The following is a 14392-nucleotide window of genomic DNA, read 5'->3' on the forward strand; positions in this document are numbered from 1 at the left end:
ATACCCGTATATTCCGCGCGAAAAGGAATTTGGGCGTCGAAAACAAGGCGCTCCACGAAAGCCACGACACATTCGACGGCGGCCTGCGGGTATCAGGAAGACACGCTCGATTCCCCAAAACCGACCCGGCTCATAACTCGTGCGTATTGATAATTGCCGTGGTTCAATGGCGAGTGTGCCCCACGGCACAGTGACGCCCAACCGAGCACCAGGAGGACAGTATGGCTGGAATCAACGCAAAGTTCGACAAGGAATACCTCGACAAGGGCATCGACGAGCTGGCCAAAGCGCCGGTGGAGGCATTGAAGGGCCTTTCCGAAAGCGACGCCCAGAAACTCAAAGAGGCCCTGAACATCAAGACTGTCAAGGATCTGGGCACCAACAAGTTCTTCATTTGGGCGCAATCCGTCGCCAAGCTCGCGGAGTAGCGGGCACCCGTTACCCATACAGGGAAGTCCCTGGCCCAGTTCAAACCGGGCCAGGGGCTTTCCTGTGGTGAAGCTGGCCACCCGGCACCTCGGTTTGATCACGGCATGTGCCGAAGCGACCACCGTGTCACTGGCAGGCGGACTCATCGCCGCCGGCGCCACCGAGAGACGGCGGTGGGCCATGCCGCACATTTGCGGCACAGCCCCCCATCGTCGTTGAGTTAATGCCGGGTCACCGATCAGGACGCTTTCTTCCTGCCTGCGTCTGCCGCCGCCCCTCCGGAATGGGCTTCCTGCAACCGGTCACGTGACAGCGGCCTGTCACCGCTGCGCCGCAATGTCAGCATCACCAGGCCCGCGGCCAGCAGGCAACATGCCAGGAAAACGGATGTGGCCAGGAAACTGCCTTGCGTGACATCCTGCAGAAAACCGCCAACGTAGGGCCCTACGAATCCGCCGAGGTTGCCCACCGCATTGATCAGCCCCATGGCTGTGCCGGCGACGGCCACTGGCATGGCCCGGGATGCTGAAGCCCAGAAGGGACCGTCATAGGCAAGGGCCCCGGCCACGGCGATGCTGATGAGGGTGACCGCAAGGATCGGCAGATTGTCTCCGGTTGCTACCGAAACCACCAATGCAACAGCGCCGACTGCCATCGACAGCAGCACGTGGGTTGAGTAGCGGCCCGAACGGTCAGCTGCCTTGGCGTTGTACCAGAGACCGACCATGGCCAACACGTACGGAATCGCGGTGATCAGCCCCACCTGCGTGGAGGATCCGGAGGTGATCGTCTTGATCACGTGCGGGAGCCAGATATTGATGCCATAGAAGCCGATCTGGATGAGGAAGTACACCAGGGTCAGCCGCCACACCACCGAGTTGGACATCACGTGGCGCAGGCCCAGCTTCTCCTGCTGGGGATGTGCCTTTGCATCATCTGCAAGTCCCTTCTCGATGTACTCACGCTCCTGGACCGAGCACCATGACGCCTCGCGGGGATAGTCCGCGATCAGGGCCCACCACAGGGGTGCGGCAATGACGAACGGGAAAATGCCCTCGATGATGAACAGCCACCGCCAGTCCGAGAAGGAAAGAATCCAGCCGGAAAGGGGCGCCGTAATGATCGACGCGATGGCAATGTTCATCATCCAGAACGCGTAGGCCCGCGCACGCTCCGCAGCAGGGAACCAGTGGCTGATCAGGACAAGGATCGCCGGCCAGATACCAGCCTCGGCGACGCCCAGGAAAAAGCGCACCACCAGCAGTTGGGTGAAATCCTGGATGAATCCGGACAGAACGGCCAGGATGCCCCAAATGAGCACCATGATTCCGACGAACTTCTTCGCGCTCCAGTGCTCGGCGAGGTGGCCGCCTGGAATTTGCAGGACAAGATAGCCGATGAAGAAGATGCCTGCAGCCAGGCCCTGCTGGGCGGCGTCGATGCCCAGGTCCTTATGGAGTCCGTTTAGGGCGAACCCGATATTCGTCCTGTCCATGAAGGAGATGATGTAGACGACGATGGCGACGGGAATCAACCGCTTCCACCGGGCATTGCCCATTGCCGTTGCTGATTTAACGCTCTGTGCCATTGGAAATGCTCCTTCGCGATATGGCGTTTATCAGACCGCGTCCCCCAGTAAAGCTATTGCTCTCCCGCGGGCCCCATCGGGTCCGCTTTCCACCGCCGGGCGGAACGAGCAGGACTTATTCGGGTAGAGCCGACATGGCGGGTGCACGTCCCTGCACCTCAAGCCGGGATCCTTACCCGAGAACCATGCTTTTATTTTTACGCAACTATTGCGTATGAGCAAGGGCATGTTTCAAAGACAAGCCGCAGTCCGAACTCCCGCTACCGCGCTTAGCGCTCTCCTGACACCAGCTGGCCGCCGATCACGCGGTCACGTCCTGCAAGCGAGCCAATAAGGGTCAGTACGGCCATGGCCGCGGCGATGGTGATGAGCGGGACGGTCCAGGACCCGGTGAGGTCATGCAGGCCGCCGAACAGGACGGGGCCTACGGCGCTGAGGCCGTAGCCAACGGATTGGGCCATCCCTGACATGGCCGCCGCCTGGGGGTGGTCCCGCGTGCGGAGGCTGAACAGTGACAGGGCGATGACGATGAGGCTCCCGCAGCCTATGGCTCCCAGCAGGACCCAAAGGAGTATGAGGTCAGGAGCAAGGGCCAGCCCCAGGAACGTCATGAAGGTGAGGGCGGCGCTTGCAGAGGCGGTGAGCCGCTGGTCCCGCCCTCGGTGAAGGACTGCCCCCGTTCCGAGGCTTGCAAATACGCTGACCAGCAGGAAGACGGATAAATGGATGCCTGCAGTTGTGGCTGGGACGCCTTGGCTCTGCTCAATGGTGGGCAGCCACGCCATCAACACGTAGAAGGCGACCGACTGCAATCCCATGAAGAGTGTCACCTGCCATCCCAGGGACGAAGTCCAGGGAGATTGGTAGGAGGACGCGGACTTCCGTGTGGTGGCATGCGTGCCGGCTGTGGCCGGCCTGCGGAGGAACGGCAGCAGGACGGCTATGGCGATAATGGCCAGTCCCGCCCAGATGCCAAGGGCAAGCCGCCATCCAGCAGGTGAAGTTTGGGCCACGGGGACGACCACCGCGGCCCCGACGGCGGCGAAAGCCGCCTGGGCCGCAGTGTAGCTGCCGGTGACCTGGCTGACTTTCAGCGGGAAGTCCCGCTTCACCAGGGAAGGTACCAGGACGTTCAGGAAGGCGATGGCCAGGCCGAGCGTGGCCGTGCCTGCCCAGATGAAACCGGGCACGGGCAGGGAGCGAAGCACGATGCCCGAGGCGAGGATCAGCAGGGACAGCCACAGCGCCCGGTCCAGCCCCAAGCGGTCAGCAAAAGCGGGCGCGATGGGTGAGAAGATCGCGAATGAGATGAGCGGAAGGCCGGTGAGAAACCCTGCTGCCGGATTGGACAGTCCCAGATCGCTGCTGATGTTGGCCAGCACGGGACCCACACTGACAAAGGAAACCCGAAGGTTTACGGCAATGACCAGCACCCCAATGAAGGCAAACCCGAATCTGATGGTGCGTTGGGGCCCAGTCCGGGTGGCGGCAGTCATCGTAGCTTCTTTCCCTCGTCAACCTCGGTCCGTCTTGCCAGGGAAAGGTACCCAGAAATGCCGCGATATTCCCAGTTCAGTGTTCTCCGGCCAGGTCTCCGAGGGTGATGTGCAGGTTCTGTGATGTTGAGCCGCGCTGCACCACGACGTCCACCTGCTGCCCGGGGTCCTGCTTCCTGAGGGCCACGAGCAGGTCGGTCACATTGCCAATGTCCGTTTGGGCGAACTTGGTGACGATGTCCCCTGGCTTCATGCCGCCTTGTTCCGCAGGGCTTCCCTGGGAAACATTCACGATCAATGCCCCGGCCGTCGTGGGCAGGGAGAAGCGTTGGGCGAGCTGTGGCGTGATGTCGGTGGGGACCACGCCGAGGGCGGCGTGTTTGACCGAGCCGCTTGCCAACAGCTGGTCGGCAACGTCGGTAACCGTGGAAGACGGCGTAACGAACCCGATGGCCACGGCTCCCGTGCTGGGTGGAAGATACGCCTCGGAAAGACCGATCACCTGGCCACTTGAATCCGCAACTGCACCGCCGGAATTACCGGGGGAAATCGGCGCATCGGTCTGCAGCAGATCGATGGCACCGTGAGGTGATTCCTTCGACGGCGGCATGTTCCGGTGAAGGCTGGAGACGATGCCGGCAGTGACGGTTTCCTCCAACCCCAGCGGGCTTCCGATGACCACGGTCATCGAACCCACCTCGGGATCGGATGCAGCGAATCTTGCGGCCGGAAGGCCGGTACGGTCGACCTTCAGGACAGCAAGGTCCGTGACGTCGTCAACGCCGATGATGGTGCCTTGGGACTGGGAGCCGTCAGCGAACTGGACCTCGACGTTCTTGAAGGGCTGTTTTTGCTGGTCCTCCACGACGTGCGCGTCCGTGACGATCGATCCGTCGCTGTGATAGATAACCCCGCTGCCCAGCCCGATGGCTGTCCGGATGGTGACGACGGAAGGCTCGACTTCCCGGACAACGCCGGGAACCGCAGGCAACCCCGCACCGTCCGCCAACTGTGCTTGCGAAGCTCCCGGGGAAGCCGCGGACGACGAGGAACCGGGCACCGGCGCCGGGGTGCCCGTGCAGCCCGTCAATGTCAGTGCCGCCGCCGTCACTCCGGCCGCGGCGCAGAGTCCAAACCTCATGGGATACCTCCTCTTTAGGCATCACGCGCTGGCAGAAGGGATATAGGGCTGGTACTGGTCAAAAGTCCCATTCTGGATGGGGACATTAATGATGGCTTCCTGCCCCTTCACACTCACTGTCAGGTCAGCCCGTGCCCCCGGAGCTTCCGGGGCGCTGTTGAGTATGACGGGCGTCTGGTCAAACTCCATGTTCCCGTTGGCCGGGATCTTGACCGGCACCTGCTCGTCGGAGTCGGCCAGGACCAGCTCGATATCCGTGGCCGTGGTGTTGATGATCGTCCCCAGGACGCGGGCCGGTTCATTCTGCCCTGATGTCACAAGCAGAACGCTCCGCAGCTCCAGCCCCGCAAAGTTCAGGTCGGAGCCCAGCGCAACAGGGTCGCGGTCCCCTTCAGCAGGGTCGGAGCAGCCGGCCATCAGGAGGGCTGCAATCACCAGGACCGGCAGGAAGCGGAAGAATTCGCTGGTGCCGTGGGTGGGTTTCATGATGTTCCTTTCCTTGGCCTTGTGATCCCTTCCAATGCGCCCCGCCCGCTTTAGCGTCTCCCTCAGTGTGGCCCAGCACTTGCGTATACGCAACAACTTTTGACTCACCCACCCGCTTTTTCTGAATTGTTGCCCTCCTGTGACCCGGAAATAGGCCTGCGGGGCCCGCCAGGAAGATAGCCTTGCTTGCACATTGCCAAATATTCCAAGATGCGACACCCCCTGCCTGGCGACAACGACGAGGAAATCTTTTGCATGCTTCTTATGGACACCACGTGGAAAAGGGCTGCAGGCTTCGTTGCGGCCTGCGTCATCGGCGGCTTTCTGGTCGCGGGGCTCCTGGCCCCGGCCGCGGCACTGGGTTCCACCGTGACCGTGGCATCCGGCAGGTTCTTCGATCAACTGCCCTCTGATCTCGATCTGGACCCGCCGGCCAGGAACTCCCAGGTGCTGGCCAAAGATGGATCGGTCATCGCACGGTTCTATTCCCAGAATCGCGAGCCCGTGCGACTGGAACAGATATCACGCTTCATGCGCCAAGGGATCGTGGCCATCGAAGACTCCCGCTTCTATGAGCACGGCGGCGTCGACCCGACCGGCATCCTCCGGGCCCTCTATGTGAACGCCCAGGGCGGCAGGCAGGGCGCGTCCACCATTACCCAGCAGTACGTCAAGAATGTGCTCATCCAGTCGCTGATATCCAGCGGCAGGGCGGACGAGGTCAAGCCCAGCGCCGCCAGGACCATCGGCGACAAACTTCGGGAGATGAAGCTCGCCGTCGCACTCGAGGACAAATACTCCAAGGACCAGATCCTTCAGGGCTACCTGAACCTGGTCTATTTCGGCAACGGAGCCTACGGAGTCCAGACGGCAGCCAAAGAGTATTTCGGCGTCCCCGCAAGCGCCCTCAGCCTTACCCAGGCCGCCGCCCTGGCGGGAGTGGTCAACAGGCCCGGATACTACGATCCGCTCACTGAACCGGGCCATGTGGTGGCCCGGCGCAATGAAGTCCTGGACCAAATGTTCAAACAGGGTTACATCTCCACCGTCCAGCACCGCAAGGCTATTGCCGCTCCCCTTGCCTTGAACGTGCAGCCGTCGGCCCAGGGATGCGCCGCGGCCACTTCACCGTACTTCTGCGACTTCGTCCAACGCCTGATCCTGAACGATCCCGCCTTTGGTCCCGACGAGGCTGCCCGGCGCAAACTGCTGTACCAGGGCGGTCTGACCGTCCGCACCACCCTGGACCCGAAGCTGCAAAAGGTCGCGCAGGAACAGGTCAACGCCTCACTTCCCCCCACGGACCCACTGCAGCGCGGGGCCGCCCTTGTCAGCGTGCAGCCGGGGACCGGCAAGGTCCTGACCATGGCACAAAACACCATCTACAGCCCGGCGCCGGGGCCAGGACACTACACGGGCAACCTCACCCTTCCGGAAACGGACAGCCGGGGCAGACCTCTCCATGGCGCCGGCGGCTTCCAGATCGGTTCCACCATGAAGCCGTTTGTCTTCGCCGAGTGGCTTAATTCCGGGCGTTCCATGGCCACCCGGCTGGACGGCTCCGTCCGCATCTACAAAGCCGGATTCCCGTGGAAAAACAGCTGCGGCACCACCACCGGGTCCTACGATCCCGCCCTCGGCCAAACGCCACTGCCCAACGACGACCCCTACCACTACTACCCGATGAGCGTGCTGGAAGGCCTCTACCGCTCCATCAACACCATCACGTTCCAGTCAGCAACGCGGCTGGACTTCTGCAACATCCAAAAAATGGCCACGGCGGCCGGAATCAAGAACGGGCACACCAACAAGCCCTACGACCTGTCCAGCATCGCCAGCCTGATCGGCACGCAGGATGTGGCGCCGCTGGACATGGCCACCGCATACGCCACCTTCGCAGCCGGCGGAGTCCATTGCTCCCCGGTTGCCCTGGAAAGCGTCACCGGGCCCAAGGGACACAACTATCCGGTGCCTTCCGCGGACTGCACCCAGACCATCGATCCTGACATCGCCGCCGGCGTCACCTACGCCCTCCAACCCGTCCTGACCAAAGGATCGGGCTATAACATCCCCGTGAACAAGGATCAGGATGTCTTCGCCAAAACCGGTACCACCGATGGACACACCCAGACCTGGACCGTCGGGGCCACCACGGGCATCGCCACCGCCTCATGGTTCGGAAGCTACAAGGGATTTGGGCCGGAATGGGCAAACGAGCACATCACCATCAACGGGAAGTACTACGCCGGCCTGGACGGGGCCAACATTGCCGGTACCCAGTGGGCCCATCTCATGAACGCCGCGGCCGCAGCATACCCCGGCCGCCCGTTTCCCGCACCGCCCCAGTCAATGCTCCGGTAGCCGAGGAGGCGCGCCTCCGCAATCAGGAATACCATTGCGCATATACAACTGTTGCGCTAGCATTGCATATCACTTTTCACTCCCAGCCGAAGAGCAGCCGCTCCAACAGGAGAAATGAGTAAGCCGTGGCAAGCGATTACGACGAAGTCCGGCCAGAGGTGAAAGAGTCGCAGGAACGGTCCCTGGAGGCCCTGCGCACTGAGAACATCCCGGACGCCCGCAGCGTGGCCAGGGAACTCGATGAAGCCGACACGGTGGACGGGATGGAACTGCCAGGGAACTTCATCGCTGAAGAGCTTGTCGTCGAAGTCGTCCCGCAGAAGGAGGACGAATTCACCTGCTCGTCCTGCTTCCTTGTCCGCCACAGTTCACAGCTGGCCAGGGAAAGGGACGGCCGCCCCTACTGCACGGAATGTGAGGGATGAGCAGTGGCCGGCCTGCCGCCTGCTCCGGAAGCCGGACATGCGCAGCCAAGCCGCCCCGCGTCGGCGCCCCGGCTGGACAGGCCGTCCCCGGGAGTGGGCACCGGCCGCAGCCGGACTTCAGGGAAGCGCCGCCCAAGGCATTTCCGTTTAGGTGACGGGAACATCTTTTCCCCCGGCCGGTACCTCATCCTGTGGACGGTGTCCCTGATGCTGGCCCTGGCCGGCGCAACCTCCTTCTTACTGACGCTCGGGGACGTGCTCCACGGGCAAGGCGTGGCGGCGGCTGACCGGCCAATAACCGACTGGTTCGTGGATCACCGGACCGCAGCAGCCACAGCCGTCCTGGCAGGACTCGCCTTCGTATTCGGCCCGATGGCCCTTCCGTTGATAACACTGCTCGCCACCACGGGGTGGGCACTGCTGACCCGCCGTCTTTGGCGTCCCCTGCTGCTCGCCGGGTCGATGCTTACGGGGGTCATCGTCACGGAAGTTATTGCGCACGCCGTGGGACGCTCCCGGCCGCCAACAGCCCTGATGATGCTGGGCGCCGATGCGACGTCGTCGTTTCCGTCCGGACACGTCGTCGGCGCCTCCAACTTCCTGCTGATCGGCGCATACCTGCTCTTTTCCCGGTCCTCCCGCACGCTGTCCGTCATACTGGCCTTCGCCGCTGCTGCCGGAGGCCTGGCGCTGGAAGCAGCAAGCCGCGTCTACCTTGGCTACCACTGGTTTACTGACACGCTGGCATCCGCCTCAATCTCCGTGGTCCTCCTCGCGATGGTGATCATGCTGGACATCAGCCGTGGCCGCCGGGCGGCAGAACCGTGAGGGCAGGAAGTCCTCGGACATCCACATCGTTGCGTAACCGCAAATAAAGCGGCACACTGGCAAAGACAATCACGGCTAAAGGGAGGCATCATGCGTGCGCTGACAGTTACCCCTGGAGTCAAGGACTCCCTTCACCTGCGCGATATTCCGGAGCCGCCGGCGGACGGGGGCCAGGTGCTGGTGGAGGCACTGGCCGTGGGCCTGTGCGGCACGGACAGCGAGATCATCGACGCCGAATACGGCGAAGCTCCGTCCGGCCAGGACTACCTGGTGCTGGGGCACGAAAACCTGGGCCGCGTGGTGGAGGCCCCGGAGGGTTCCGGGCTGGCGGCGGGAGACCTGGTGGTGGGCATTGTCCGCAGGCCCGATCCCGAGCCGTGCAAGGCCTGCGCCGCCGGCGAGTGGGATATGTGCCTGAACGGCAAGTACACCGAGCACGGCATCAAAGGCCTGGACGGATTTGCCCGCGAACAATGGCGCGCGGATCCGGAAGCCATGGTGAAACTGGACGCCAGGCTGGAAGACGTGGGAGTGCTGCTGGAGCCCACCACCATCGTGGCCAAGGCCTGGGAGCAGATCAACAGGATCGGGCAGCGGGCCTTCTTCGACCCCCACGTCGCGGCGGTGACCGGGGCCGGACCCGTCGGCCTGCTCGCCGCCCTTCTGGGCGTCCAGCAGGGCCTGGAAGTCCACGTCTTCGACATCCTCAAGGACGGGCCCAAGCCGGAGCTGGTCCGGGACCTCGGAGCGATCTACCACAGTGAATCGCTAGCGGACTCCGGCCTCAAACCGAACGTCCTGGTCGAGTGCACGGGCGTTACCCCCGCGGTCCTGGACGCCCTCCGCTGCCGCGCCCAGGATGCCATCACCTGCCTGACCGGCGTCTCGGGCACCGGGAAACAAACGGAAGTGGATGTCGGCGCCCTCAACCGCGAGGAAGTGCTGATGAACGGCGTGGTCTTCGGCAGCGTCAATGCCAACCGGCGCCACTACGACGCCGGCGCCAAGGCCCTGGCCGCTGCCGACCCGGACTGGCTGCGGCGGCTGATCAGCCGCCGGGTTCCCCTGGGGAAATTCGCCGAAGCCTTTGACCGCCGCCCCGATGACGTCAAAGTCGTGCTGGACCTGCAGGCAAAGGACGACGGCGGGAACCGGCACCCATGAGCGCCGCAGCAATGGGCCCCGCGGCAACGAGTGACGGCCAGGCAGGACAGGAGGCCACCAACCGTCACCGGCACCCGTCCGGTCTCCAGTACGAAATCCGGTACGGCGGGCAAACCGCGCACCTCACGGAGGTTGGCGGGGCATTGCGGGATTACCTACTGGACGGGCGCCCCTTGCTGGACGGGTACGGACCGGATGAGATGTGCACGGGCGCGCGCGGGCAGTCGCTCATCCCTTGGCCGAACCGGGTCAAGGGCGGCAGCTACGAGTGGGGCGGCAGCACCCTGCAGCTCGATCTCAGCGAGCCAGACAAAGGCGGGGCCATCCACGGACTGACCCGCTGGCGGAACTGGAATGCCCCGGTTGTGGAGCAGACCGACGAGTCCATCTCCTTCGCCTACACCCTGCACGCCTGCCAAGGCTGGCCCTGGGTCCTCGACTGCCGGCTGGACTATCAACTTGGTCCGGACGGATTGACGGTGCGGACCACGGTGGTGAACCGAAGCGACACGCCATGCCCCTACGGGACCGGGGCGCATCCTTACCTCAGCACAGGAACGGTGCGCGCGGGCGCTATTGACACTGCTTTGGTCCAGGTGCCGGGGCGGACGTACCTGCCCGTGGATGAACGCGGCATCCCCACCGGGCGCGAGCGTGTGGACGGCACGGAGTACGACCTGCGCGAACTCCAGCAACTTGGCGCCCGGCACATCGATGTGGCCTACACCGACCTCATCCGTGACCGGGACGGGCGTGCCAGAGTGACACTGCTGCGTCCGGACCGCTCTGGAGGAGTTGAGCTGTGGGTGGATGAGACATATCCCTACCTGGAGATCTTCACCGGCGACACCCTCCCCCAACGGGACCGCCGCCGGACCGGACTGGGCGTGGAGCCCATGACCTGCGCCCCCGACGCCTTCAACTCCGGCGAAGGGCTGATCACGCTGGAGCCAGGGCAATTCCACACCGGAGAGTGGGGCGTCAAGCCGCTCTGAACGGCTCCCTGAGCCCATCCAGATCCACAGGACAGGCCACACCCATCGCCGCCAACTATTGCGCATACGCAAGCATTGGGGTTCAATGAAGGCATGGCTTGCCGCACCCGGATCCGGTCCCGTCAGGTACTGGATCCCAACGTAAAGCGACCGTCGGAGGTACCTTGGCCGCCGGCGGCGGCTGCGAAGGCCTCCAGGGCGGCGGCCAGTGCCGGGCGGCGGCCGGCAGGCATCCTGGCAATCACCTCGGCGATTGCCTGCCGCCGGTGCTGCAGCACGGTATTGACCAGTTCCTTGCCTTCGCGGGTCAACTCCAGCCGGATGTACCGGCGGTCAGCGGGATCTTCACGGCGCTGCAGCAGGTCAGCGGCCACCAGCCGGTCGCAGATGCGGGTGGCATTCGAGGCATGGACGCCCAGCTCTGCGGCAACACCGCCGAGGTTTTGGGGTCCATGGGTGTGGATGAGCACCAGGACCCGCAGTTGCGGGGTGTTAACGATGTCCTCAACTTCAGCAACAGAGCGGGCCACTACACGCATGAGGGTATCGGCGGCCGCCATCACGGCTTCGACTTCCCGGCTTATAGCTTCAGGGACCGGCCCAGATCCGGCAGATGTATCCATGGGCACCAGTTTCCTCCAATAGTTGCTACCCCGCAAAGTTTGCCGGATCCCCCGCCTGGTTGGGCAGCCGGCACGAAGGAGCATCATGAAGACGCAACACCCGGCCGATCCGGTCAGCAGCACAGTCAACGGCATCGACCGGCTCATCAGGAACGTGCAGACGGGGCGGTTTGAACGGTCCCTTTCAGGCCTGACAGCAGCCGGGGCACTGGTCACGGCGGCGGAGATCTACCTTGAACATGACAAGGCCAGCTTCGGCAACGCGTGGATGTGGGTTCCCGTGGCCCTTGGCCCGGTGGGGGCCGCCGCGGGAGTGGCCGGCGTGTTCAGCCGACGCATGGCCAAGACCGCACTCCCCCTGGCCAGCGCCGCCATCATCGCCAACGGGCTGCAGGGAACCTGGCTGCACCTGCGGGGAATCCGGCAGAAGCCCGGAGGCCTGTCCAACCTGCGCTACAACCTGGAGATGGGTCCGCCGCTGTTCGCGCCGCTGCTGGTCACCCTGGTGGGCGGGATGGGTGTGCTGGCCTCCGTCCTGAGGCGGGAACCATGAGCGGCCTTCCGCTGGAAACGTCCGACGGCGGCGGCCGCTACCCCGGCTTCAGCACCCTTGCCCAGGCGGAGCACTGGGACCGGGCCACTGCCGCCGTCGTCGAATCCCGCCTGGGCATTCCGCCGGACGTCCGTTTCTTCACGCCCCAGGAGGAGGCTGCGGCGCGTGCCCTCTTCGACCTGCTGCTGGGCCAGCAGGGCGAGCCCCGGGTACCGGTACTGAACATGGTGGACGCCCGGCTGGCCGAGGAGCAAACCGACGGCTGGCACTACGACAACATGCCGCGGGACGGTGAAGCCTGGCGCGCAACGCTGGCGGCACTGGACAGTGAAGCGCACTCCCGTGCCGGCTGCATCTTCGCCCGCCTGGATCCGGACCAGCAGGCCGGACTCCTGGAGGACATCTGCAACCTTGACCGGGAGCTCTGGCACGGCCTGCCGGCGGACCGGGTGTGGAGCCTGTGGATCCGGTATTCCTGCACTGCCTTCTACTCGCATCCCCTGGCCTGGGATGAAATCGGTTTTGGCGGACCGGCCTATCCACGGGGTTACAAGAACCTGGGGGTGGACCGGCTGGAGCCGTTCGAGGTGCGGGACGTCCGCCCCGGCCAGGATCCGACGCACAACCAACCGGAGGGGGCAGACCGGTGAACAGGGTCCGCGAGCGCAATGAGTCCGCGTGGCTGCTCCCCGCCGGGCCGGGAAGCAACCTGCGGCTGCGCGAGGACATGCGGCGGTACAGCGACACCGACGAGGTGGACATCGTGATCGTGGGCTGCGGCGCGGGTGGCGCCACCCTGCTGCAACGCCTGGCCCGCGCGGGCTGGCGTGCCGTGGCCTTGGACGCCGGACCGTTCTGGGAGCCGGAGCGTGACTGGGTCAGCGATGAGGCCGGGTCCCACCACCTGTACTGGACCGAACCCCGCGTGATCGCCGGGACAGATCCTGTGCCCCTGGGGTCGAACAACTCGGGCCGCGGAGTGGGCGGTTCCATGGTGCACTTCGCCGGCTACACGCCGCGCTTCCACCCCAGCGACTTCAGGACCTTCAGCACCGATGGTGTGGGCGCGGACTGGCCCCTGGACTACGCGGACCTCCGGCCGTACTACGAGGACATCGAAGCGGAGCTGCCCGTCGCCGGCGAACACTGGCCGTGGGGTGACCCGCACGGCTACCCCCACCGGCCGCATCCGGTGTCCGGCAACGGGGAACTGTTCCTCCGCGGCGCCAATGCCTGCGGCGTCACGGCGAAGGTGGGCCCCGTGGCCATCGCCAACGGCAGGTTCGGCAACCGGCCTCACTGCATTTACCGAGGCTTCTGCCTGCAGGGCTGCAAGGTCAACGCCAAGGCATCGCCGCTGATCACGCACGTTCCGGACGCGCTGGCCCACGGCGCCGAAATCCGCCCGGACTCCATGGCCACCCGGATCTGTTTCGATGAACACAGCGGGCTGGCCACCGGCGTCGAGTACGTCCAAGGCGGCGTCACCAGGTTCCAGCGCGCCCGGATGGTGGCCGTGGCCGGCTACTCGATCGAAACCCCGCGGCTGCTGCTGAACTCCACCTCGCCGCGCTTCCCGGACGGGATGTGCAACGACTTCGACCAGGTGGGCCGGTACCTGATGGTCCAGGGTGCGCCGCAGACCGCCGGGCGGTTCCAGGCCGAGGTGCGGATGTGGAAGGCCCCACCCCCGGAAGTCAGCACGGAGGAGTTCTACGAAACGGATCCCACCAAACCGTACAAGCGGGGGTTCTCCATCCAGTGCGTGTCCCCGCTGCCCATCACCTGGGCTGAGCATGTTGCAGCGCAGGGGCACTGGGGCCCCACCCTCCGCCGCTACATGAGTGACTACCCGCACTGGGCCTGCCTGGGTGCCCTGTGCGAATTCCTCTCCCTGGAGGAGAACCGGGTGACCTTGGCGGACGAAACGGACCGGCACGGGATCCCCGTGGCCCGTTTCAGCTACAACCAGTGCGGGAACGACCGGCAGCTGATGTCCGCCGCGCAGCACGTGATGGAAAAGATCCTGACCGCCGCGGGGGCGGAGGAGGTCATCACCATCAACCGCTACGCCCACCTGGTGGGCGGGGCACGGATGGCAGCCACCGAAGACGCCGGCGTGGTGGACCGGAACTGCCGCAGCTTCGCGGTCCCCAACCTCCTGGTCACCGACGGCAGCGTGCTGCCCACCCAGGGCAGCGCCAACCCGGCCCTGACCATCATGGCGCTGGCGGCCCGTGCCGCCCGCGTCCTGGTCCAAGGCGCCCGCCGCGGCGCCCCGATGAGCGCAAAGGAAGACTGAT

14 protein-coding genes are annotated in these 14392 nt (G+C 64.8%); 9 read left to right on the forward strand and 5 right to left on the reverse strand.

The genetic code is table 11. The features are described 5' to 3' along the window. Positions 1–221 precede the first annotated feature (221 nt). Positions 222–428, forward strand: coding sequence for a hypothetical protein (locus ACTAQI_RS11515; protein WP_082581824.1), 207 nt, complete (start codon positions 222–224; stop codon positions 426–428). A gap of 239 nt (positions 429–667) precedes the next feature. Here the strand turns inward: ACTAQI_RS11515 and ACTAQI_RS11520 are convergent, their stop codons facing one another. From ACTAQI_RS11520 to ACTAQI_RS11535, 4 genes are all read right to left on the reverse strand, one after another. Further along, complete coding sequence (locus ACTAQI_RS11520; protein ID WP_457945985.1) at positions 668–2017, reverse strand: MFS transporter; 1350 nt, start codon at positions 2015–2017, stop codon at positions 668–670. A gap of 269 nt (positions 2018–2286) precedes the next feature. Then, positions 2287–3513 (reverse strand): CynX/NimT family MFS transporter, encoded by a 1227-nt coding sequence (locus tag ACTAQI_RS11525; protein WP_457945987.1) that lies wholly within the window; start codon positions 3511–3513, stop codon positions 2287–2289. Positions 3514–3589: 76 nt separating this feature from the next. Next, entirely contained in the window at positions 3590–4654 is a 1065-nt protein-coding gene (locus tag ACTAQI_RS11530) for a S1C family serine protease (RefSeq protein WP_457945989.1), read from the reverse strand. A gap of 21 nt (positions 4655–4675) precedes the next feature. Beyond that, positions 4676–5140, reverse strand: a complete 465-nt coding sequence (locus ACTAQI_RS11535) for a hypothetical protein (RefSeq protein ID WP_457945990.1) — start codon at positions 5138–5140, stop codon at positions 4676–4678. Positions 5141–5350: 210 nt separating this feature from the next. Here ACTAQI_RS11535 and ACTAQI_RS11540 point away from each other — a divergent pair, with 210 nt between their 5' ends. The 5 genes from ACTAQI_RS11540 to ACTAQI_RS11560 all read left to right on the forward strand — a co-directional run bounded on the left by ACTAQI_RS11540 (position 5351) and on the right by ACTAQI_RS11560 (position 10913). Beyond that, positions 5351–7501 (forward strand): transglycosylase domain-containing protein, encoded by a 2151-nt coding sequence (locus ACTAQI_RS11540; protein ID WP_457945991.1) that lies wholly within the window; start codon positions 5351–5353, stop codon positions 7499–7501. A 125-nt stretch (positions 7502–7626) separates the two neighbouring features. Continuing rightward, entirely contained in the window at positions 7627–7926 is a 300-nt protein-coding gene (locus ACTAQI_RS11545) for a DUF4193 domain-containing protein (RefSeq protein ID WP_457945992.1), read from the forward strand. Between the two features lie 3 nt (positions 7927–7929). Further along, positions 7930–8754 (forward strand): phosphatase PAP2 family protein, encoded by an 825-nt coding sequence (locus ACTAQI_RS11550; protein ID WP_457945993.1) that lies wholly within the window; start codon positions 7930–7932, stop codon positions 8752–8754. Between the two features lie 90 nt (positions 8755–8844). Further along, the gene (locus ACTAQI_RS11555; protein ID WP_457945994.1) at positions 8845–9918 is read left to right on the forward strand and encodes a glucose 1-dehydrogenase; all 1074 of its coding nucleotides are present in this window, start codon (positions 8845–8847) and stop codon (positions 9916–9918) included. Beyond that, complete coding sequence (locus tag ACTAQI_RS11560; protein WP_457945995.1) at positions 9915–10913, forward strand: aldose 1-epimerase family protein; 999 nt, start codon at positions 9915–9917, stop codon at positions 10911–10913. Before ACTAQI_RS11555 ends, ACTAQI_RS11560 begins: the two co-directional genes overlap by 4 nt. A 122-nt stretch (positions 10914–11035) precedes the next feature. On the opposite strand, the gene ACTAQI_RS11565 is transcribed toward ACTAQI_RS11560, so the two are convergent. Then, on the reverse strand, positions 11036–11536 hold the full coding sequence (locus ACTAQI_RS11565; RefSeq protein ID WP_457945996.1) for a MarR family transcriptional regulator: 501 nt from the start codon (positions 11534–11536) through the stop codon (positions 11036–11038). An 85-nt stretch (positions 11537–11621) separates the two neighbouring features. Here ACTAQI_RS11565 and ACTAQI_RS11570 point away from each other — a divergent pair, with 85 nt between their 5' ends. Genes ACTAQI_RS11570 through ACTAQI_RS11580 form a run of 3 tightly spaced genes read left to right on the forward strand, consistent with a single transcriptional unit; the run spans position 11622 to position 14391 of the window. Then, entirely contained in the window at positions 11622–12089 is a 468-nt protein-coding gene (locus ACTAQI_RS11570) for a hypothetical protein (RefSeq protein WP_457945998.1), read from the forward strand. Further along, positions 12086–12739 (forward strand): gluconate 2-dehydrogenase subunit 3 family protein, encoded by a 654-nt coding sequence (locus ACTAQI_RS11575; protein ID WP_457945999.1) that lies wholly within the window; start codon positions 12086–12088, stop codon positions 12737–12739. Before ACTAQI_RS11570 ends, ACTAQI_RS11575 begins: the two co-directional genes overlap by 4 nt. Further along, the gene (locus ACTAQI_RS11580) at positions 12736–14391 is read left to right on the forward strand and encodes a GMC family oxidoreductase (RefSeq protein WP_457946000.1); all 1656 of its coding nucleotides are present in this window, start codon (positions 12736–12738) and stop codon (positions 14389–14391) included. The genes ACTAQI_RS11575 and ACTAQI_RS11580 overlap by 4 nt, the downstream gene beginning before the upstream one ends. Position 14392 lies beyond the last annotated feature (1 nt).

It is taken from the genome of Pseudarthrobacter sp. alpha12b (assembly GCF_054130495.1).